Annotated in this window: 14 protein-coding genes; 8 read left to right on the forward strand and 6 right to left on the reverse strand. The window is 71.8% G+C overall.

What is annotated here, in order from left to right; all coding sequences use genetic code 11:
- Positions 1 to 56 precede the first annotated feature (56 nt).
- Genes ACFYXA_RS03250 through ACFYXA_RS03265 form a run of 4 tightly spaced genes read left to right on the forward strand, consistent with a single transcriptional unit; the run spans position 57 to position 3855 of the window.
- On the forward strand, positions 57 to 974 hold the full coding sequence (locus ACFYXA_RS03250; protein ID WP_389027757.1) for an SDR family NAD(P)-dependent oxidoreductase: 918 nt from the start codon (positions 57 to 59) through the stop codon (positions 972 to 974).
- Positions 975 to 986: 12 nt separating this feature from the next.
- On the forward strand, positions 987 to 1862 hold the full coding sequence (locus ACFYXA_RS03255) for an amidohydrolase family protein (protein WP_389029033.1): 876 nt from the start codon (positions 987 to 989) through the stop codon (positions 1860 to 1862).
- Positions 1863 to 1874: 12 nt separating this feature from the next.
- On the forward strand, positions 1875 to 3380 hold the full coding sequence (locus ACFYXA_RS03260) for a long-chain fatty acid--CoA ligase (protein ID WP_389029036.1): 1506 nt from the start codon (positions 1875 to 1877) through the stop codon (positions 3378 to 3380).
- 19 nt (positions 3381 to 3399) lie between these two features.
- Positions 3400 to 3855 (forward strand): MaoC family dehydratase, encoded by a 456-nt coding sequence (locus tag ACFYXA_RS03265; protein ID WP_389027759.1) that lies wholly within the window; start codon positions 3400 to 3402, stop codon positions 3853 to 3855.
- 104 nt (positions 3856 to 3959) lie between these two features.
- Here the strand turns inward: ACFYXA_RS03265 and ACFYXA_RS03270 are convergent, their stop codons facing one another.
- The 6 genes from ACFYXA_RS03270 to ACFYXA_RS03295 form a co-directional block, all read right to left on the reverse strand.
- A complete protein-coding gene (locus tag ACFYXA_RS03270; RefSeq protein ID WP_389027761.1) occupies positions 3960 to 5645 on the reverse strand; it encodes a PHP domain-containing protein in 1686 nt (561 codons plus the stop codon).
- A gap of 245 nt (positions 5646 to 5890) precedes the next feature.
- Complete coding sequence (locus ACFYXA_RS03275; protein ID WP_389027763.1) at positions 5891 to 8830, reverse strand: glycoside hydrolase family 2 TIM barrel-domain containing protein; 2940 nt, start codon at positions 8828 to 8830, stop codon at positions 5891 to 5893.
- Positions 8827 to 9690, reverse strand: coding sequence for a carbohydrate ABC transporter permease (locus tag ACFYXA_RS03280; protein ID WP_389027765.1), 864 nt, complete (start codon positions 9688 to 9690; stop codon positions 8827 to 8829). The genes ACFYXA_RS03275 and ACFYXA_RS03280 overlap by 4 nt, the downstream gene beginning before the upstream one ends.
- 14 nt (positions 9691 to 9704) lie before the next feature.
- Complete coding sequence (locus ACFYXA_RS03285; RefSeq protein WP_389027767.1) at positions 9705 to 10667, reverse strand: carbohydrate ABC transporter permease; 963 nt, start codon at positions 10665 to 10667, stop codon at positions 9705 to 9707.
- The gene (locus ACFYXA_RS03290) at positions 10667 to 11953 is read right to left on the reverse strand and encodes an ABC transporter substrate-binding protein (RefSeq protein WP_389027769.1); all 1287 of its coding nucleotides are present in this window, start codon (positions 11951 to 11953) and stop codon (positions 10667 to 10669) included. Before ACFYXA_RS03290 ends, ACFYXA_RS03285 begins: the two co-directional genes overlap by 1 nt.
- Before the next feature lie 310 nt (positions 11954 to 12263).
- Positions 12264 to 13283: a carbohydrate kinase family protein gene (locus tag ACFYXA_RS03295; protein ID WP_389027771.1), complete on the reverse strand. Its 1020-nt coding sequence runs from the start codon at positions 13281 to 13283 to the stop codon at positions 12264 to 12266.
- Positions 13284 to 13432: 149 nt separating this feature from the next.
- On the opposite strand from ACFYXA_RS03295, the gene ACFYXA_RS03300 reads away from it, so the two are divergent.
- The 4 genes from ACFYXA_RS03300 to ACFYXA_RS03315 all read left to right on the forward strand — a co-directional run bounded on the left by ACFYXA_RS03300 (position 13433) and on the right by ACFYXA_RS03315 (position 19991).
- Positions 13433 to 14197 (forward strand): DeoR/GlpR family DNA-binding transcription regulator, encoded by a 765-nt coding sequence (locus tag ACFYXA_RS03300; RefSeq protein ID WP_352251022.1) that lies wholly within the window; start codon positions 13433 to 13435, stop codon positions 14195 to 14197.
- Positions 14194 to 15531, forward strand: a complete 1338-nt coding sequence (locus ACFYXA_RS03305; protein WP_389027774.1) for a 6-phospho-beta-glucosidase — start codon at positions 14194 to 14196, stop codon at positions 15529 to 15531. The genes ACFYXA_RS03300 and ACFYXA_RS03305 overlap by 4 nt, the downstream gene beginning before the upstream one ends.
- Positions 15532 to 15602: 71 nt before the next feature.
- Complete coding sequence (locus ACFYXA_RS03310) at positions 15603 to 18659, forward strand: alpha-mannosidase (RefSeq protein WP_389027776.1); 3057 nt, start codon at positions 15603 to 15605, stop codon at positions 18657 to 18659.
- Between the two features lie 81 nt (positions 18660 to 18740).
- Complete coding sequence (locus ACFYXA_RS03315; RefSeq protein ID WP_389027778.1) at positions 18741 to 19991, forward strand: alpha-L-fucosidase; 1251 nt, start codon at positions 18741 to 18743, stop codon at positions 19989 to 19991.
- The last annotated feature ends 245 nt before the right edge of the window (positions 19992 to 20236 follow it).

Consider the following 20236-nt stretch of genomic DNA (forward strand, 5'->3'; position numbering starts at 1 on the left):
CCCCGGTGCCCGACCCTGGCCGCACCGCCCCTGTCACCGCGTGAAGGGACCCACCCGTGCCCCCCATCGATCTCACCGGCAAGGTCGCCGTCGTCACCGGCAGCGGCCGGGGCCTCGGTCTCGCCTACGCGCGGGCCCTGGCCGCCCACGGCGCCAGCGTGGTCGTCAACGATGTCGACGAGGCGGCCGCCGAGCAGGCCGCGAAGTCCGTCGCCGAGGCCGGCGGCGCCGCCGTCGCCGAGGTGGTGCCGGTCGGCACGACCGAGGCCGCGGACCGGCTCGTCAACCGCGCGGTCACGGAGTTCGGGCGGCTCGACGTCATGGTCACCAACGCCGGCATCCTGCGCGACAAGGTGCTGTGGAAGATGACCGACGACGACTTCGACGCGGTCATCGCCACCCACCTGCGGGGCACCTTCACCTGCGCCCGCGCCGCCGCCGTACGGATGCGCGAGCAGGGCGAGGGCGGCAGCCTGATCCTCGTGGGCTCCCCGGCCGGACAGCGCGGCAACTTCGGGCAGACGAACTACGCCGCCGCCAAGGCCGGCATCGCCGCCTTCGCCCGCACCTGGGCCATGGAACTGGGCCGCGCGAACATCACCGTCAACGCGATCGTGCCGGTCGCCGCGACCGCGATGACCGAGACCGTCCCCGCCTTCGCCCCCTATGTCGAGGCCATGAAGAACGGCGAGGCGCTGCCCGACTTCCTGCGCAAGGGCGAGGGCTTCGGCACCCCCGAGGACTGCGCCGCGCTCGTGCCCTTCCTCGCCTCCGAGGCCGCCCGGGGCGTCACCGGCCAGGCCATCGGCATCGGCGGCGACAAGGTGGCACTCTGGTCGCATCCGCAGGAGATCCGCGCGGCCTACGCCGACGGCGGCTGGACCCCGGCGACCCTGGCCGACGCCTTCCCCACCTCGGTCGGCGCCGAGCTCCAGACCGTCGGCATCCCGGCGCCCGCGTTCCCGGAGGCGTGAGTCATGGCGAGCATCGACGTCGAGGAACTCGTCGCGATCGACGTCCACACCCACGCCGAGGTGTCCTCCAGCGGGCACTCCTCGCTCGACGACGACCTGCACGACGCGTCCGCCGCCTACTTCAAGGTCGAGGGCGAGCGGAAGCCGACCATCGAGGAGACGGCCCGCTACTACCGTGAGCGGAAGATGGCCGCCGTGATCTTCACGGTGGACGCCGAGTCCGCCACCGGCACCCCGCCGGTGCCCAACGAGGAGGTCGCCGAGGCCGCCGCCGCCAACGCGGACGTCCTCATCCCCTTCGCCTCCATCGACCCCTTCCGGGGCAAGGCCGGCGTGCGGCAGGCCCGCCGCCTGGTCGAGGAGTACGGGGTGAAGGGCTTCAAGTTCCACCCCAGCATCCAGGGCTTCTTCCCCGACGACCGCGCGGTGGCGTACGGCCTCTACGAGGTGATCGAGGAGACCGGTTCCATCGCCCTCTTCCACACCGGGCAGACCGGCATAGGAGCCGGCGTCCCGGGCGGCGGAGGCATCCGGCTGAAGTACTCCAACCCCCTCCACGTCGACGACGTGGCCGCCGACTTCCCCCACCTCAAGATCATCCTGGCACACCCGTCCTTCCCCTGGCAGGACGAGGCCCTCGCCGTCGCCACCCACAAGCCGGGCGTCCACATCGACCTGTCCGGCTGGTCGCCGAAGTACTTCCCGCCGCAACTCGTGCAGTACGCCAACACCCTGCTCAAGGACAAGGTCCTCTTCGGCTCCGACTTCCCCGTCCTCACCCCCGACCGCTGGCTCGCCGACTTCGACAAGCTGACGATCAAGGACGACGTGAAGCCGAGGATCCTCAAGGAGAACGCCGCCCGTCTGCTCGGGCTGACCACACCGTAGAGGGGCGTGGAGATGCGCAACGAGGGACTGGGGTCGTGGCCCGCACGCCGGGCCCGCAAGACCCCGCACCGCACCGCCCTGATCCACGGCGAGCGGCCGACCGACTACGCCACCCTGCACACCCGCACCACACGCCTGGCCCACGCCCTGCGCGCCCGGGGCGTGCGCCGCGGCGACCGCGTCGCCTACCTCGGCCCCAACCACCCCTCCTACCTGGAGACCCTGTTCGCGACCGGCGCCCTCGGCGCGGTCTTCGTCCCGCTCAACACCCGCCTGGCCGGCCCCGAGATCGCCTACCAGCTCGCCGACTCCGGCGCCAAGGTCCTCGTCCACGGCCCGGCGTCCGCGGGCCTCGTCGCCGGACTGCCCGGCAGCACCGACGTACGCGCGTACGTCGAGGTCGGCGCCGAGTACGAGGAGGCGCTCGCCGCGGCCGACGACGAGCCCTTCGACGAGCCCGTCGGCCCCGACGACACCTGCGTCATCATGTACACCTCGGGCACCACAGGCCGCCCCAAGGGCGCCATGCTCACCCACGGCAACCTCACCTGGAACGCGGTCAACGTCCTCGTCGACACCGACCTGATCGCCGACGAACGCGCCCTGGTGACCGCCCCGCTGTTCCACACGGCCGGGCTGAACATGCTGACGCTGCCGGTGCTGCTCAAGGGCGGCGCCTGCGTCCTGGTCGAGGCGTTCGACCCGCAGACCACCTTCGACCTGGTCGAACGGCACCGGATCACCTTCATGTTCGGCGTGCCGACCATGTTCGACCAGCTCGCCCGCCACCCGCGCTGGCCGGACGCCGACCTGTCCTCGCTGCGCATCCTCACCTGCGGCGGCTCACCCGTCCCGACCCCGCTCATCGCGGCCTACCAGGAACGCGGCCTCACCTTCCTCCAGGGCTACGGCATGACCGAGGCCGCGCCCGGCACCCTCTTCCTGGACGCGGAGCACGCCGTCAGCAAGGCCGGTTCGGCCGGCGTCCCGCACTTCTTCAGCGACGTCCGCGTCGTGCGGCCCGACCTGACACCCGTCGACGCCGGCGAGACCGGCGAGGTCGTCGTGCGCGGCCCGCACGTCATGCCCGGCTACTGGGGGCTGCCCGAGGAGACGGCCGCGGCCTTCGCCGACGGCTGGTTCCGCAGCGGGGACGCGGCGAAGGTCGACGAGGACGGTTACGTCCACATCGTCGACCGCATCAAGGACATGATCATCTCCGGTGGGGAGAACGTCTACCCCGCCGAGATCGAGGACCGGCTCCTGACCCACCCCGACATCGTCGAGTGCGCGGTCATCGGCGTGCACGACGACACGTGGGGCGAGGTGCCCCGCGCGGTCGTCGTGCCCCGCGAGGGCGCTTCGCTGGACCCCGACGAGGTGCTCGCCTCCCTCGACGGCCGGCTCGCCAAGTACAAGATCCCCAAGTCCGTGGTGATCGCGGACGAACTCCCGCGCACCGCCTCCGGAAAGCTCCTCAAAGCCCGGGTGCGCCGGCGCTTCGGCACCGACATCTGACCGACGGAAGGACCCTCGCGTGAGCATCACCGTCAACGGCCTCGACGCACTCAAGAAGCTCGCCGGCAGCGACCTCGGCACGAGCGAGTGGATCGAGGTCACGCAGGAGCGCGTCGACACGTTCGCCGACGCGACCGGGGACCACCAGTGGATCCACGTCGACCCCGAGCGCGCGAAGGACGGGCCCTTCGGCGCGCCCATCGCCCACGGATACCTGACGCTCTCCCTGTTCATCCCGCTCTTCACCGAACTGCTGGACGTCCAGGGCGTCACCACCAAGGTCAATTACGGCCTGAACAAGGTGCGGTTCCCCTCGCCGGTGAAGGTCGGCTCCCGGATCCGGCTGGCCGGGAAACTGGCGGAGGTCGAGGAGGTCCCGGGCGGCGTGCAGATCACCGTGGACGGGACGATCGAGATAGAGGGCGGGGCGAAGCCGGCGGCGGTGCTGCGGAGTCTCTCCCGCTTCTACGCGTAGCGGTCACCTCGGAGGTGCTGGGGAACCGCGGACCGTTGTGGCTGGTCGCGCCCACGCGGCGGAGCCGTACATCGATACAGCCCCGTGCCCCCGCGGGGCGCTTCTCAGCCGACGACGTCGACGAAGACCGGGTTGGAGTAGAACCACGTGTCCGCCCACGGGTCGCCGTTGCCCGGCTCGTGCGGGACCGGGCCGTGCGGGTCGATCGACGCGCCGAGGTAGCCCGGGCCGTTGCGTTTGCCGTCGCTGCCGCGCAGCCGCACGTAGAACGACTCGTCCCCGGCGGTGAGCGGGACGCGCAGGCTGTACGTGCCCGTGCGGCCGGAGACGTCCTTCGTCCGGACGACCTTCGTGTCGGGCGCTCGCCAGGCGTCCCGGTCGGACACCGGGCCGCGCACCGCGCCCCGGATGACGTCCACGTGCGCCAACTCAGGCAGGATTCCCCGCGGGTTGGCCCGCGACGCGGTCGTCACCGTCACGGACAGGGTGAGCTTCTCACCCCTGCGGACCCGCAGCCGGCCGCCGAGGGTGACGCCCCGGCCGCGGCCACCCTCGCGGGTCAGCCGCACCTCCAGCCCGTCGAGGAGATGGCCGTGGTCCAGCCACACCCGGCCCGCGCGCAGTCCGGCCATCACGGAGCGGTAGCCGTATCGGGTGACTCCGACGTGGGTGCGGCTGAACTGGCCGGGCCAGAAGTCGCCGCCGGGCTGCGGGGAGTCGGTGTTCACGGGGTCGGGGAGCCGGCCGGTGTCGTCGAACGTCGTGCCGGGAGGCCAGTCGCCGTTCTTCCACGTGTCGAAGACGACCCGGTGGACGTCGGAGTTGGTGGTGACGGTGAACAGCTTGCCCTCAGCCAGCATCGCGTCCCACATGCCGCCGACCGTCGCCGTCATCCAGTCGAAGCCGCCGTAGAGCACGTAGGCGTTCTGCGGGTATCCCGCCCACGAGTCCGCCGACGGCTTGTTGGCGTACTCACCGCGCTGCGAGCCGGGCCCCTCCCACCCCGGGATGCCGCCGCCCTGGGCGCCGGGCGCGCCCTCCATGCCGATCATGACCTCGGGGGCGGCGTCGCGCCAGTTGCGCATCTCGTGCGGTGAGTCGATGCCCAGACGCATCGGATGGTTGGCGAGGACGAGGATGTCGTCGACATATCCCGTCCGGCGCTGCTCGGCGAGCCACTTGATGCCCTTCACGGCGTGCGCCTCGTTGCGGGCGGTGTTCGGGTTGTCCGGTGCGCCGTCGGTGTACTTGAGCAGCTTGCCGTCGTAGGCCAGCTCGAACTGCGTCAGCACGTCGACCTCGTGCGGGCCGGGCGCGGCGAACACCGTGCAGTGCTCGGCGGCCGGGATATACCACTCCAGGCCCTGGAAGATCAGCTGGCGGGGGTTCTCGGCCCGGGCCTTGAGGATCTCCTGGTGCTCCATGGCGGCGCCGTAGCGGGCGTGGCCGAAGTTGGAGTGCTCGTTGAACACCATCCAGTCGAGGCCGTACCGGGCGGCCGCCGCGGCCAGTTGGGAGAACGTGTACTTCGCGTCGTGGCTGTAGACGCTGTGGACGTGGTGGTCGCCGACGAGATAGGCGAGCCGGGGGTCCTCGCCCCCGAGAGCGCGTCCCGGGCTCGCGGCGGCGGGAGTCGCGGCCGCCGGGGCCGTAGCCGCCCCGCCGACAGCGAACGCGGCGCCGAACAGGCCCGCCCCGCGCAGGATTCCGCGCCGGGACACGCCCTGCGCGTCGAGTTCGGCGGGTGGGACGGACGGATCGGCCCAGGCGGGCAGTTGCTGCTCGGTCATCGATGCCTCTCAGTGGATCTCGGCGGATCCCAGCGGGTGTCTGTGGATCTCAGTGGTTCATGAACGACGTCACGGGCAGCGCCCGTTCGACGATCCGGACGTCGCCGAGCCGCCCGTGCAGGATCTGGTCGATGCGACCGCCGTACTCGTAGCCGCCGAGCAGCCAGGGCAGGCCGGCGGAGGCGATCCCGGTGGGAAAGCCGGGTGACGTAAGTCGTGCAGGAAGGGGAGTCGGGGGCGGGCGGCTACAGGACGCGCAGGGTCCAGCTCCAGCGGTGGACGCCCGGTGCGACGAGGTAGGAGGGGAAGGTGTCGGGGCCGCAGGACGCCGTGCCCAGGCCCCGGTGCGCCGCGTCGATGTGCACCACGCAGCCCGCGCGCGGCGTCAGTTCGTCGTGATGGGCGGCCGCCGCCAGCTCCTCGGCGCGGTACCGGGTGACGGACACCTGACGGGGCTCGTCCAGGGTCACCGCGACACCCGTGGCGTCCGGCGCGGACAGCGTGAAGCGCCGCACCCCGTGCCGGCCCCCGCTCTCCTGCGGCCGCAGGTAGGGCGTGAACAGCGCGTCCACGGGGACCGAGTGATGGCCCACCGCGGCTCCCGCACAGCGGTCCGGGTACGACTCCCAGGGGCCCTGACCGAACCACTCCAGCAGGTCCGGTCCCGGGACCGTCTCGAACACCGAACCCACCCGCGCCACGTCGTCGAACTCCTCCGGCAGCTCGGCCTCCTCCTCGACGCGCACCCCGCCCTCGACCGGCGTGAGCACCTGCCGGTGCCGCACCACGCCCGCCTGGCCCGCGTACTCGGCGACCACCGTCACCGACAGGCCGTGCCGGCCCACCGACACCGGCTCGCGCACGAGCGCGTCAAGTCCCCACTCCCGCCAGCGCCGCGCCGCACCGCCCAGCTCGTCGTTGTCGGTCGGGGCCCGCCACAGCGACAGCGTGGGCGCCGCGCTCAGCAGCGGATGCACCAGCAGCCCCTCGTCGTCGACCTCCACGCGCGCCGCCACCGACCGCTCCTCGACCGGCTCGGCCGCCCGCAGCCGCAACTGCGGCGCGCACACCTCGGTCCCGCACGGCGCCCACGACAGGTCGTGCGCGGTGCGCACCCGCAGCGTCAGCCACGCCTCGCCGCCGTCCTCCGGCAGCTCGAAGGGCTGCGGCACCACCGCCGTCTCGCCCGGCCGCAGCGGCGGCAGTTCGGCCGGCGCGGTCAGGGTGCCGCCGTACTCGAGGGACAGCTCCCACTCGGCCGCGAGCCACTCCAGACCGCGGAAGTGCTGGTGGTTGGAGAGGACCAGGCCCTCGTGCCGCGAGCCCGTCAGCCGCACGGGCGCCGCGAGCTCCCGGTGCTCGTACATCACGGGCTTGGGCGTGCGGTCGGGGAAGACCACGCCGTCCGCGATGAACGCCCCGTCGTGCTCCCGCTCGCCGAAGTCGCCGCCGTAGGCCCAGCGGTAGCCGGGCGCGGCGACACCGTTGTCATAGTGTCCGGCGCCCTCACGGCCGGCCGGTCCCGCGTCGTTCACACGCTGGAGGATTCCGTGGTCCCAGAACTCCCAGATGAACCCGCCCTGAAGACCCGGGGTGGCCTCGATGGCGGCCCAGTGGTCGGCGAGCGTGCCGTTGCTGTTGCCCATCGCGTGGGAGTACTCGCACTGGATGAGCGGCTTGGTCTGCTGCCCCGACAGGGCGTGCGCCAGGCAGTCCTCCAGCGGCGCGTACATCGGGCAGGCGATGTCGGAGGCCACGTCCGGGTCGGCCCAGCCGCGCTTGGCGGCCCCCTCGTACTGCACCGGCCGCGTCGGGTCGTGGCGGCGCACCCAGCCGGCCGCCGCGTCGTGGCCCGCGCCGTAGTCGGACTCGTTGCCCAGCGACCAGACGACGATCGACGGGTGGTTCTTGTCCCGCAGCACCATGCGCGAGACCCGGTCCACGAAGGCGTTCAGATAGCGGGGGTCCTCGGCGATCTCGTGGGCGTGGTCGTGGGACTCGATGTCCGCCTCGTCGACGAGGTAGAAGCCGAGTTCGTCGGCGAGGTCGTACAGCGCCGGGTCGTTCGGATAGTGTGCGGTGCGGATCGCGTTGAAGCCGAACCGCTTGAGCAGCACCAGATCGGCCCGCATGTCGTCGTACGACACGGTGCGCCCGGTCAGCGGATGGAAGTCGTGCCGGTTGACGCCCCGGATGAAGACGCGCTCCCCGTTGATCAGCAGGTCCCGTCCGGCGATCTCCACGTCGCGGAAGCCAACCCGGTGCCGGGACACGTCGGCGACCGTGCCGTCCGCGCGGTGCAGCCGGACGGTCAGGCCGTACAGCTCGGGCGTCTCGGCGGTCCACGGGCGCACGTCGGGCACCCGCGCGAGCAGCCGGGCCTCGCCGAGGAAGTCGGAGACGCGCCCGTCCTCGGCGTTGGCCAGGTCGAAGGCGGTGTCCGGCGTGAGCGGCAGCCCGTCCAGCTCCGCGCTGACGTGCCAGCCCGCGGGCAGCGCCCCGCGCGCGTCCCGCACCCGGCAGTCCACCCGCAGTTCACCGCCGAGCGACGCCCGCACCGCCACGTCGGCCAGATGCAGCGGGTCGGTCGCGTACAGCAGGACCGAGCGGGTGATCCCGCCGTGCCACCACTGGTCCTGGTCCTCGATGTGCGAGGCGTCCGACCACTTGACGACGGTCAGCCGTACGACGGCCCGCTCCCCGGCGCGCACCACGTCCGTCAGGTCGAACTCGGCGGCCAGGTGGGAGTCCTTGGACAGGCCGGCGGGCCGCCCGTCCACGTGCACCAGCAGCACGCTCTCCGCGGCCCCGACCTGGAGCACGATCCGCCGCCCGGCCCAGTCGGCGGGCACGTCGACCTCCCGCTCGTACACGCCCGTCGGATTGCGCTCGGGCGACGCCGGCGGGAACTGCGCGAACGGCATCCGGATGTTCAGGTACTGGGGCAGGTCCGCAGTTCCCTGCAACGTCCACACGCCGGGGACGGCCGCCGTCGACCATGTGCCGCCGGCCGGCGCGTCCGGAGCGGACAGCAGCTGGAAGCGCCACTCGCCGTCCAGGACGTGAGCGCCGGCGCGCCGGTCGACGGCGTTCATGGGCAGCCGCCGCCAGGAGGTCGTCTCGGGCGACTCCCAGGGGCGCAGCGCGATCAGCGGGTCGGCCGCGGGGGACAGGGGGTCGGTCACTTGATGGCTCCCTTGCCGAGGTCCGCGATGATCTGGCGGGCGCCGATCGCGAACACGACGAGCAGCGGGATCAGGGCGAGCAGCGCGCCCGTCATGACCATCCCGTAGTCCGTCGTGCCGTGGGTCCCGTTCAGCTGGGACAGCGCGACCTGGAGGGTGACGTTGTCCGGGTTCGTCAGGGCGATCAGCGGCCAGGCGTAGTCGTTCCACTGGCCCATGAAGGTGAAGATGGCGAGGAAGGCCAGGCCCGGCCGGACGACCGGCAGCGCCACGTGCCAGTACTGGCGCAGGAAGCTCGCGCCGTCGATGCGGGAGGCGTCGAGGAGTTCGTCGTGGATCGCGCCCTTCATGTACTGGCGCATCCAGAAGATGCCGAAGGCGTTCGCGGCGGCCGGCACGATCAGCGCGGTCATCGAGCCGATCCAGCCGATCCTCGCCATGATGACGAACTGCGGGATCGCCGCGAGCTGCGCCGGGACCATGAAGATGAACATCAGCAGCACGAACAGCGTCCGCTTGCCGGGGAAGTCGAACTTGGCGAAGACGAACGCCGCCAGCGAGTCGAAGAGCAGCACCAGGAACGTCACCGACCCCGCCACCAGCAGGGAGTTGGCCATCGAGCCGAAGAAGTCGACCGTGCGGAACAGGCTGCGGACGTTCTCCACGAAGTGCGAGCCCGGCAGCAGCTTCGGCGGGTAGGAGAAGATCTCCGACGAGGTGTGCGTCGACATGATCACGGCCCAGTAGAACGGGAAGGCCGAGAGCAGCAGTCCGAGGATCAGCACGGTGTGCAGTGCGAGGCCCCGGCGCCGGGAGCCGTGGATCGCCCCGGGCCGCTTCGTGTCGTGGATGGAAGCCATGGCGTCAGACCCTCCTAGTCTTCGCCCCGGCGCTGCACCAGACGCCAGTTGATGATCGAGAAGAGGACGACGACGAGGAAGATGCCCCACGCGACGGCGGCGCCGTAGCCGAAGTCGTTGTTGTCGAAGGTCTGCTGGAAGAAGTAGAGGACCATCGTGCGCCCCGCGTGGTCCGGGCCGCCGGAGAACGTCGAGTCGTTGGCGGTGGTCTGCAGCAGCACCTGCGGTTCGGAGAAGCTCTGCAGGCCGGTCACCGTCGAGACCACCAGCACGAACAGCAGCACCGGCCGCATCATCGGCAGCGTGACCCGGAAGAACGTCTGCACCGGACCGGCGCCGTCGATGCGCGCCGCCTCGTACAGCTCGCCCGGGACCGTCTGCAGGCCGGCGAGGAAGATGATCGCGTTGTACCCGGTCCACTGCCAGGTCATCAGCGTCGCGATGGCGACCTTGATGCCCCAGGGGGTGTTCAGCCACGCCACCTGGTCCAGTCCGACCGCCTGCAACAGGGCGTTGACCAGACCGAAGTCGGTGGAGAAGACCGAGCCGAAGACGATGGCGACCGCCACCACCGAGGTGACGTTGGGCAGGAAGTAGGCGAACCGGTAGACGTTCTTGAACCGGACCGCCGAGTTGAGCATCACGGCCGTCACCATCGCCAGGAAGATCATCGGGAAGGTGGCGAGCGCCCAGATGACGAGGGTGTTCCCGATCGAGCTCCAGAACTCCGAGTCCCCGATCAGATACCGGTACTGCGACAGACCGGCCCACTCCATCGAGCCGAGGCCGTCCCAGCGGTGCAGGGAGAGGTAGAGGGAGAACCCGACCGGCACCAGGCCGAAGGCGAGGAACAGCAGATAGAACGGCGAGATCGCGGCGTAGAGGTGCCAGTGCTTGCGCAGCGCCGCCCGCGGCCGTGCGACGGGCGTCTCCACCACGGCGACCGGGGGCTTCTCCAGTGCGGGGACGGTGGCCATCAGTAGCTCACCCCCAGGTGTTCGGCGATGCGCCGGCATTTGCCCATGGCGTCACTCCAGGCTCTCTTCGGGTCCTTGCCGAGGACGCCGACGTTCTTGATCTCGTCCTTGACCGGCTGCCCGAGCGCCACGTCGTACGGGCTGTTGTAGGCGACCGTGATCTTCTGCGCGGCGGGCCCGAAGACGTCCATCGTCACCTGGCCGCCGAAGAAGGGGTCGGGCTCGCGCAGTTCCGCCATGCCGTACGAGGCCGGGGTGGAGGGGAACAGGCCCGCGTCGACGAAGCCCCGCGCCTGGTTCGCCGGGTCCAGCAGCCAGGTGATGATCCGGAAGGCCTGCTCGGGATCGCGGCACGCCTTGGTGATCGACAGGAAGGAGCCGCCGTTGTTGGACGGCCGCACCGGCATGTCCGCCACCCGCCACCGGCCGGCCGTCTTCGGCACGCCGTTCTTGAGGTCGCCGGTGGCCCAGGAGGCGCCGAGCTGGCTGGGCAGCTTGCCGGACTCGATCGCCGACAACTGGTCCGGGGTGCCGTTGACGATGTCGGAGACGATGCCGCGCCGCTTGGCCTCCACGGCCAGGTCCCAGGCCCGGCGCACGTGCTCCTGGTCGCCGATGAAGCGGCGGTCCTTGTCGACGTACCGCTTGCCGCCCTGCTGCACCGCGTTCTCGAAGACGCTGTTGACGTCGGTGAGCAGACAGGTCCCCGGTATCCGCTTCTTCAGCTGCTCGCCCGCGCCGAAGAACTTCTCCCAGGTGTTCAGCTCCGCGGAGACGTCGGCCGGCTCGTAGGGCAGCCCCGCCCGGCGGAAGACGGCGTACTGGTAGTAGTGCGCGACCGGGCCGCAGTCGATGGGGAAGCCGACCATCGTGCCGTCGTCGGCGACGCCCTGGTCCCACTTCCACGGCAGGTACCCGCCGCGGTACCGGTCCGCGCCCAGCGTGCGCAGGTCCACGAACTGGCCGGCGTCGGGCAGGTAGGACGCCATGTCCTCGCCCTTCAGCCCCGCGATGTCGGGGATGTGGGCGCGCCCGGCCATCGTGGTGATCAGCTTGGAGCGGTAGTAGCCGCCGATCTGGACGGCCTTCAGGCTCACCTCGCCGCCGTAGCGGGCCTTCGCGTTCTTCACGACGGTGTCGCTCAGACCGCCGCTCCAGTACCACAGGACCATGTCGCGCCCGGTGGAGCCGGCCGGGACCGCGCAGCCGGACGCCAGGCCGCCGAACGCCGTGGCGGCCGTGCCGGCCGCGCCCGCGCGGAGCAGGCCTCTTCGTGAGAGCCGCACAGCTCCCACCGCCTTTCGGATCTCTTCGCTTCTTCGCATGCCTACTGGGGGATCAGTGCTCTCGCCGGGGATGGGCGCTCGCGTGCGCCGGAGACGTCCGGCTCCCTCGCGCGCCTGGGTGACCGGTGCTCTCGCCCGGTCCGGGTGTGTCCGTGCGGTCATGAGTCGTCGGGGGAGGGGTGCTCTCACCCGGTCCCGGTGGGAACCGTGCGGTGGTGTGCCGTCGGGGGAGCGGTGCTCTCGCGGGGCCGCCGTCGGCCGGTGTCCCGCGCCCGTTCACGGCGGTCCGTTCCTCGCGCCGGGCCATGGCTCAGCGCCGTGGGTCCGGCGGGGTCACGGGGGCGTGCCGGACGGGCGGGCCGGGGTCGGCCGGCAGCCGGTCCGCGAGGAAGCCGTACGCCCGCTTCAGCGCGGGGTCGGTCAGCGAGCGCCACCAGCGGTCCACGCCGTACCAGCCGGGCGCCGCGAGCGCGCCGCCGTGGTGCCGGACGGACAGCCCGGCGGCCAGCACCGCGAACCGCAGCCGCTCCGCCAGCGGCCAGCCGCCCAGCGAGGCGGCGACGAAGCTCGCGCCGAAGACGTCCCCCGCGCCCGTGGCGTCCAGCACGTCGACGTCGAGGGCGGGGACCTCCGCGTACTCGCCGGTCGTCTGGTCGACGGCGATCGCGCCGTCCCCGCCCCGCGTCACCACGGCCACCGGGACCAGTTCGCACAGTGTGCCGAGGGCTGCGATGGCGCTCTCGGTGCGGGTGTAGGCCATCGCCTCGGCCTCGTTGGGGAGGAAGGCGTGGCACAGGGCGAGCTGGTCCAGGAGGTCGCGGGACCACTGACTGGTCGGGTCCCAGCCGACGTCGGCGTAGATCAGGGTGCCGTTCGCGGCGGCCTTGCCGAGCCACGCGCGCGGTTCGGCCTCGATGTGCACGAGGGCGGTGCGCGCCTCGGGCGGGTCGGCCATCAGGGCGTCCTGCGAGTACGGCGGCTCCTGGCCGTGGGTGACCAGCGCCCGGTCGTGGCCCTGGGCCAGGGCCACGGTGACGGGGGTGGGCCAGCCGTCGGCCGTGCGGGAGAGCGAGAGGTCGACGCCCTCCTGCCCGGCGAGCACCTCCCGGCAGTGGCCGCCGTAGAAGTCGTCGCCGAAGACGGTGGCCAGCGAGGTCCGCAGGCCGAACCGGGAGGCGGCCACCGCGAGGTTGGCGATGCCGCCGGGGCCGCAGCCCATGCCGGCCGTCCAGACCTCCTCACCCGGGGTCGGGGGCTTCGCCAGCCCCGTGAGGACGAGGTCGTAGAAGAGCAGCCCGGTCAGCAGCACGTCGGGCCGGTCGTCGTCCACGGAAACGTCCTCTCGTCGGGGGGAACGCGGAGGGTTCGTCAAACTTCTTCATTTCGTGACCGGAATCGTGCGCCGCTCCGAGGGATTGGTCAATACCCGAGCAGAACTGAGCATGGAAATGATTGAAGATGACGAGTAGTGTCCATGGCGTGCTGGCAGAACGACGACACCAACTCATCCTGCGGGCCCTGCGCTCCGGCGGTCCCGCGGCCGTGACCGATCTCTCCGGGCAGCTCGGCGTGAGCCCCGCCACGATCAGGCGCGACCTGGTCAAACTGGAGGAGGACGGGCTGCTGACGCGGGTGCACGGCGGCGCCGTCGCCGACGAGGGCGACCAGCCCTTCGCCGAGGTCGCCGAGGTGCGGGTGCCCGAGAAGGACGCCATAGCCGCGCGCGCCGCGGCGATGGTCCAGGACGGGCAGTCGGTGCTGCTCGACATCGGCACCACCGCCTACCGGCTGGCCCGGCAGCTGCACGGCCGCCGGCTCACCGTGATCACCAGCAACCTGGTGGTCTACGAGGAACTCGCCGACGACGAGGGCATCGAGCTGGTGCTGCTCGGCGGCATGGTCCGCCGCGAGTACCGCTCCCTGGTCGGCTTCCTCACCGAGGACAACCTGCGCCAGCTGCACGCCGACTGGCTCTTCCTCGGCACCAGCGGCGTGCGCCCCGGCGGGCAGGTGATGGACACGACGGTCGTCGAGGTGCCGGTCAAGAGAGCCATGATCAAGGCGAGCGACAGAGCCGTCCTGCTCGCCGACGCGGCGAAGTTCCCGGGTACCGGGATGGCGAAGGTCTGCGGTCCCGAGGACCTGGACGCAGTGGTGACGAACGCGCCGGTCGACCCGGCGACCCGCTCCTCCCTGGAGGAGGCGGGCGTCGAGGTGATCGTGGCAGGAGAGGTGCACGGGTGAGACTGACGATTCTGGGCGGCGGAGGATTCCGGGTGCCGCTGGTGTACGGAGCACTGCTCACGGACCGCGGCGCGGGCCGGGTGAGCGAGGTCGTCCTGCACGACCTCGACGCCGGCCGGCTGGACGCGGTCGCCCGTGTGCTGGCCGAACAGGCGGACGGCGTGCCCGACGCCCCCGCGGTGACCGCCACCACCGACCTCGACGAGGCCCTGCGCGGCGCCGACTTCGTGTTCTCCGCGATCCGCGTCGGCGGTCTGGAGGGCCGTGCCAACGACGAGCGGGTCGCGCTGGACGAGGGCGTCCTCGGCCAGGAGACCGTCGGCGCGGGCGGCATCGCCTACGGCCTGCGCACGGTACCGGTCGCCATCGACATCGCCCGCCGGGTGGCCCGGCTGGCCCCCGACGCCTGGGTCATCAACTTCACCAACCCGGCCGGACTGGTCACCGAGGCCATGTCCCGCCACCTCGGCCACCGTGTGATCGGCATCTGCGACTCGCCCGTCGGCCTCGGCCGGCGCATCGCCCGGGTGCTCGGCGCCGACCCGCGCGAGGCGTGGATCGACTACGTCGGCCTCAACCACCTCGGCTGGGTGCGCGGACTGCGCGTGGCCGGCCGCGACGAACTGCCGCGCCTGCTCGCCGACCCCGACCTGCTCGGCTCCTTCGAGGAGGGCAAGCTCTTCGGCGCCGACTGGCTGCGGTCCCTCGGCGCGATCCCCAACGAGTACCTGCACTACTACTACTTCAACAGGGAAGCCGTCGACGCCTACAAGGCCGCCGCTCAGACCCGCGGGGCCTTCCTGCGCGACCAGCAGGCCCGGTTCTACGAGGAGACGCGCAAGCCCGGCGTCTGTGCCCTCACCGCCTGGGACCGCACCCGCGCCGAGCGGGAGGCCACCTACATGGCGGAGAACCGGGAGACGGCCGGTGCGGGCGAACGTGACGCCGACGACCTGTCCGGCGGCTACGAGAAGGTCGCCTTGGCGCTGATGCGGGCCATCGCCCGCGACGAGCGCACCACGCTGATCCTCAACGTCCGCAACGGCGGCACCCTGTCCGCGCTCGACTCCGAGGCCGTCATCGAGGTCCCCTGCCTGGTCGACGCCAACGGCGCGCACCCCGTCGCCGCGGACCCGCTGCCCGACCACGCCACCGGCCTGGTCTGCGCGGTCAAGGCGGTCGAGCGCGAGGTGCTGAGCGCCGCCGAGTCCGGCGCCAGGGCGACGGCGGTGAAGGCCTTCGCGCTGCACCCGCTCGTCGACTCCGTCAACGTGGCCCGCAGGCTGGTCGAGGGCTACACCCGGGTGCACCCCGGCCTCGGGTACCTCAAGTAAGCTCCGCGACCGGAAAGCGCTTTCTCCCAGCCTTTCCCCGCACTCTCCGCTCCCTGTCTGGAGAACCTCTCATGCACGACGAACGCAACCGGATCGAGGAGCGCGCCGAGCGTCTCCACACCCAGCGCATCCAGCCCGCGATCTACGCGGCCACCGTCCCCCTCACGGTGGAGGCCTGGCAGGCGCCGGGGGAGCCCGTCCCCTTCGAGGAGGCGGCGGCCGCCTCGTACGAGCCCTTCACGATGGACACCCCGTGGGGGCCGCCCTGGGGCACGACCTGGTTCCGCATGGCCGGAGAGGTTCCCGCCGAGTGGGCGGGCCGGCGGGTCGAGGCCGTCATCGACCTCGGCTTCACCGGCGACTGGCCCGGCAACCAGGCCGAGGCCCTGGTCCACCTGCCCGACGGCCGGCCCCTGAAGGCGGTCAACCCGCTCAACCAGTACGTGCCGGTCGCCAACCCCGCCGAGGGCGGCGAACGCGTCGACTACCTGGTCGAGGCCGCCTCCAACCCCGACATCCTGGCCGACGACTTCGCGCGCCCCACCCCGCTCGGCGACATCCTCACCGCCGGCGACAAGCCGCTGTACACCTTCCGCCGCGCCGTCCTCGCCGTCCTCGACGAGGAGGTCTGGCACCTCGACCTCGACCTTCAGGTGCTGCGCCAGCTCATGGTCCACCTCGGCGAGCACGAGCCCCGCCGCCACGAGATCCTGCACGCCCTCGACCGCGCCATGGACGCCCTCGACCTGGACGACGTCGCCGGCAGCGCCGCCGACGTCCGCGCCGTCCTCGCGCCCGTCCTCGCCAAGCCCGCCCACGCCAGCGCGCACACCGTCTCCGGCGTCGGCCACGCCCACATCGACTCCGCCTGGCTGTGGCCCATCCGCGAGACCAAGCGCAAGACGTCCCGCACCTTCTCCAACGTGACGTCCCTGGCCGACGAGTACGACGACTTCATCTTCGCCTGCTCCCAGGCACAGCAGTACGAGTGGGTGCGCGACAACTACCCCCACGTGTGGGCCCGCATCCAGGAGTCCGTGAAGAAGGGCCAGTGGGCCCCGGTCGGCGGCATGTGGGTCGAGGCCGACGGCAACCTGCCCGGCGGCGAGGCCATCGTCCGCCAGCTCGTCCACGGCAAGCGGTTCTTCATCGAGCACTTCGGCATCGAGACCAAGGGCGTCTGGCTGCCGGACTCCTTCGGCTACACCGCCGCCTACCCGCAGCTCGCCAAACTCGCCGGCAACGACTGGTTCCTCACCCAGAAGATCTCCTGGAACCAGACCAACAAGTTCCCCCACCACACCTTCTGGTGGGAGGGCATCGACGGCACCCGCATCTTCACCCACTTCCCGCCCATCGACACCTACAACGCCCGCTTCGACGGCGTGGAGATGGACCGCGCCGTCCGCAACTACGCCGAGAAGGGCGCCGGCACCCGCTCCCTGGCGCCCTTCGGCTGGGGCGACGGCGGCGGCGGCCCCACCCGCGAGATCATGGAACGGGCGCGCAGGCTCGCCGACCTGGAAGGCTCGGCCAAGGTCGTCATCGAGCACCCCGACGCGTTCTTCGCCAAGGCCCGCGAGGAGTACCCGGACGCCCCCGTCTGGGTCGGCGAGCTCTACCTGGAGCTGCACCGCGCCACCTACACCTCCCAGGCCCGCACCAAGCAGGGCAACCGCCGCAGCGAACACCGCCTGCGCGAGGCCGAGTTGTGGGCCACGACCGCCGCACTGCACGCGCCGGGCTACACCTACCCCCACGAAGAGCTCGACCGGCTCTGGAAGACGGTCCTGCTGCACCAGTTCCACGACATCCTGCCCGGCTCCTCCATCGCCTGGGTGCACCGCGAGGCAGAGGCCGAATACGCCCGCGTGGCGGGCGAGGTGGAGGAACTGACCGCACAGGCGGTCGCCGCGCTCGGCGCCGGCGGCCCCCGCGTGTTCAACACGAGCCCCTTCGACCGCGCCGAGGTGGTCCGCACCGCCGACGGCGCCCGCGCCTACGTGGAGGTCCCGGCCGGCGGCAGCGCCCCGCTCACCGCCGGCGCCGAGCCGCCGCACCCGGTCCAGGTCACCGGCCACGTCCTCGACAACGGCCTTGTCCGGGTGGAGGTGGCGGCGGACGGCACCCTGTCCTCCGTGACCGACCTGCGGGCCAACCGCGAAGTCCTCGCCGGCCCGGGCAACCTGCTCCGCCTGCACACCGACCTCCCGAACTGCTGGGACGCCTGGGACATCGACAAGCACTACAGGAACCGCTACACCGACCTCCTGGACGCCGACGCGGTGACCGTCGTCGAGGACGACCCGCTGGCCGGCGCGATCCGCGTCACGCGCTCCTTCGGCAAGGGCTCCACGATCACGCAGACGATCAGCCTCCGCGCCGGCAGCGCCCGCATCGACTTCGAGACCGACATCGACTGGCACGAGGTCGAGAAGATCCTCAAGGCGGGCTTCCCCGTCGACGTCCGCGCGGCGCACTCCTCCGCCGAGATCCAGTTCGGCCACGTCCAGCGCCCCACCCACACCAACACCACCTGGGAAGCAGCCCGCTTCGAGGTGCCCGGCCACCGCTGGGTGCACATCGGCGAACCCGGCTACGGCGTCGCCGTCATCAACGACTCCACGTACGGCCACGACGTCTCCCGCACGGTCCGCGAGGACGGCGGCACGACCACCACCGTGGGACTGAGCCTGGTCCGCGCCCCGCGCATCCCCGACCCCGAGGCCGACCAGGGCCGCCACCGCTTCACCTACTCCCTGCTGCCCGGCGCGAGCATCGACGACGCCGTCGCCGAGGGCTACGCCCTCAACCTCCCGCTGCGCGTGGCGGACGCGGCCGGCGCCCCCGAGCCGGTCGTCTCCGTCAGCGGCGAGGGCGTGACCGTGGAGGCGGTCAAGCTCGCCGACGACGGCTCCGGCGACGTGGTGGTGCGCCTGTACGAGTCCCGGGGCGGCCGCGCTACCGGCGCCCTGCGCACGGGTTTCCCGCTGGCCGGCGCCCAGGTAACCGACCTGCTGGAACGCCCCCTGGAGCCGGCCGACACCGACGAACAGGGCGCTGTCAGCGTGACGTTGCGCCCCTTCCAGGTCCTGACGCTCCGTCTGGAGCGTGCCGCGCACGGCTGATAAGGAAGGCCGGCCCGGGGGACGGGGCGCGCGCCCCGCCCCCCAACCCCAAGTGCCCCCAGCCCGCCGAGGAGTTCCACCATGCCCATGCAACCCTGGTTCACCGACGCCAAGTTGGGGATCTTCGTCCACTGGGGCATCTACGCCGTCGACGGCGTCCAGGAGTCCTGGTCGTTCTACGACGACATCGTGCCGCACGACCGGTACATGTCCCAGCTCGACCGGTTCACCGGAGCCCGCTACGACCCGCGCGCCTGGGCGGACCTGTTCGCCCGCGCGGGAGCCCGCTACGCCGTGCTCACCACCCGCCACCACGACGGCGTGGCCCTGTGGGACACCGCATTCGGCGACCTCGGCCTAGGCCGCGACTACGTCTCCGGGTACGTCGAAGCCCTGCGCGAGAAGAACCTCAAGGTGGGCTTCTACTACTCGCACTCCGACTGGAACCACCCCGACTACGCCACCACCCGCAAGCCGGGCCGCCCACCCGAGATGGAGGACAACCGCTACTCCGAATGCCCGGCCGAGGAAGAGGACCTCGACGCCTGGGAGCGGTTCATCGCCTACCGCGACGGCCAGATCCGCGAACTCGCCTCCCGGCACCGGCCCGACCTGATGTGGTTCGACGGCGAGTGGGACCGCAGCGAGGAGCAGTGGCGCATCCCCCAACTCGCCGAGCTCATCCGCTCGTACACCCCTGACGTCGTCTTCAACGCCCGCATGCTCAGCGAGGGCGACTACGCGACCCCCGAGCAGGGCGCCCCCGTCGTGCCGCCGGAGGGCCCCTGGGAACTGTGCCTGACGATCAACGACTCGTGGGGATACCAGCACCACGACCACAACCACAAGTCACTCGCCCAGCTCGTCCGCTACTTCACCGAGACCATCGGCGGGGGCGGCAACCTGCTGCTCGACGTCGGCCCGAAGGAGGACGGCACCATCCCGCAGCCGCAGGTCGAGCGGCTTGAAGGCCTGGGGGAGTGGATCGTGAAGCACGCCGACGCCGTGTACGGCACGGTGCGCGGACTGCCCGCCGGGCACCACTACGGACCGAGCACCCTCTCCGCCGACCGCCGCACGCTCTACCTCACCCTGTTCGACGCCCCGCGCGCCGAGATCGGCGTCCGCGGGATCGTCACGCCCGTCCGCAGGGTCACCGTGCTCGGCAGCGGGACGGAGCTGCCCCACCGGGTCGTCGGCGGACTGCACGAGGCGGTGGGCGTGCTGTGGATCGACCCGCCGACGGCTTCCGATCTCGACCCGTACGCCACGGTGCTGGCCGTGGAATTGGACGGCGAACTGGAGTTGTACCGGGGATCGGGCCGCTTCTGACCCGCTCCGCCGGAGGCGCGGCCGCATATGCTTCGGGCCGGCCGGTCGCTCCCCGTGACAGCGGCCGGCCGGCCCGATCCCCCGTGCCGGGGATCCCCCGTCGATCCCCGTTCCCCCGTCGGTTCCTGTACTGCGTGGTGCTTCCCCCCCGTGCGCGGCGCCTTCCCCCGGTGTCCCCCCGTCGACCGGCCCCGCGCGCTCCGCCAAAGGCCTCGCGGAGGCCCCCGTGTTCCCCCGATCTCCTC

The sequence above is a fragment of the Streptomyces sp. NPDC002566 genome, assembly GCF_042889585.1.
Classification (GTDB): Bacteria; Actinomycetota; Actinomycetes; order Streptomycetales; family Streptomycetaceae; genus Streptomyces.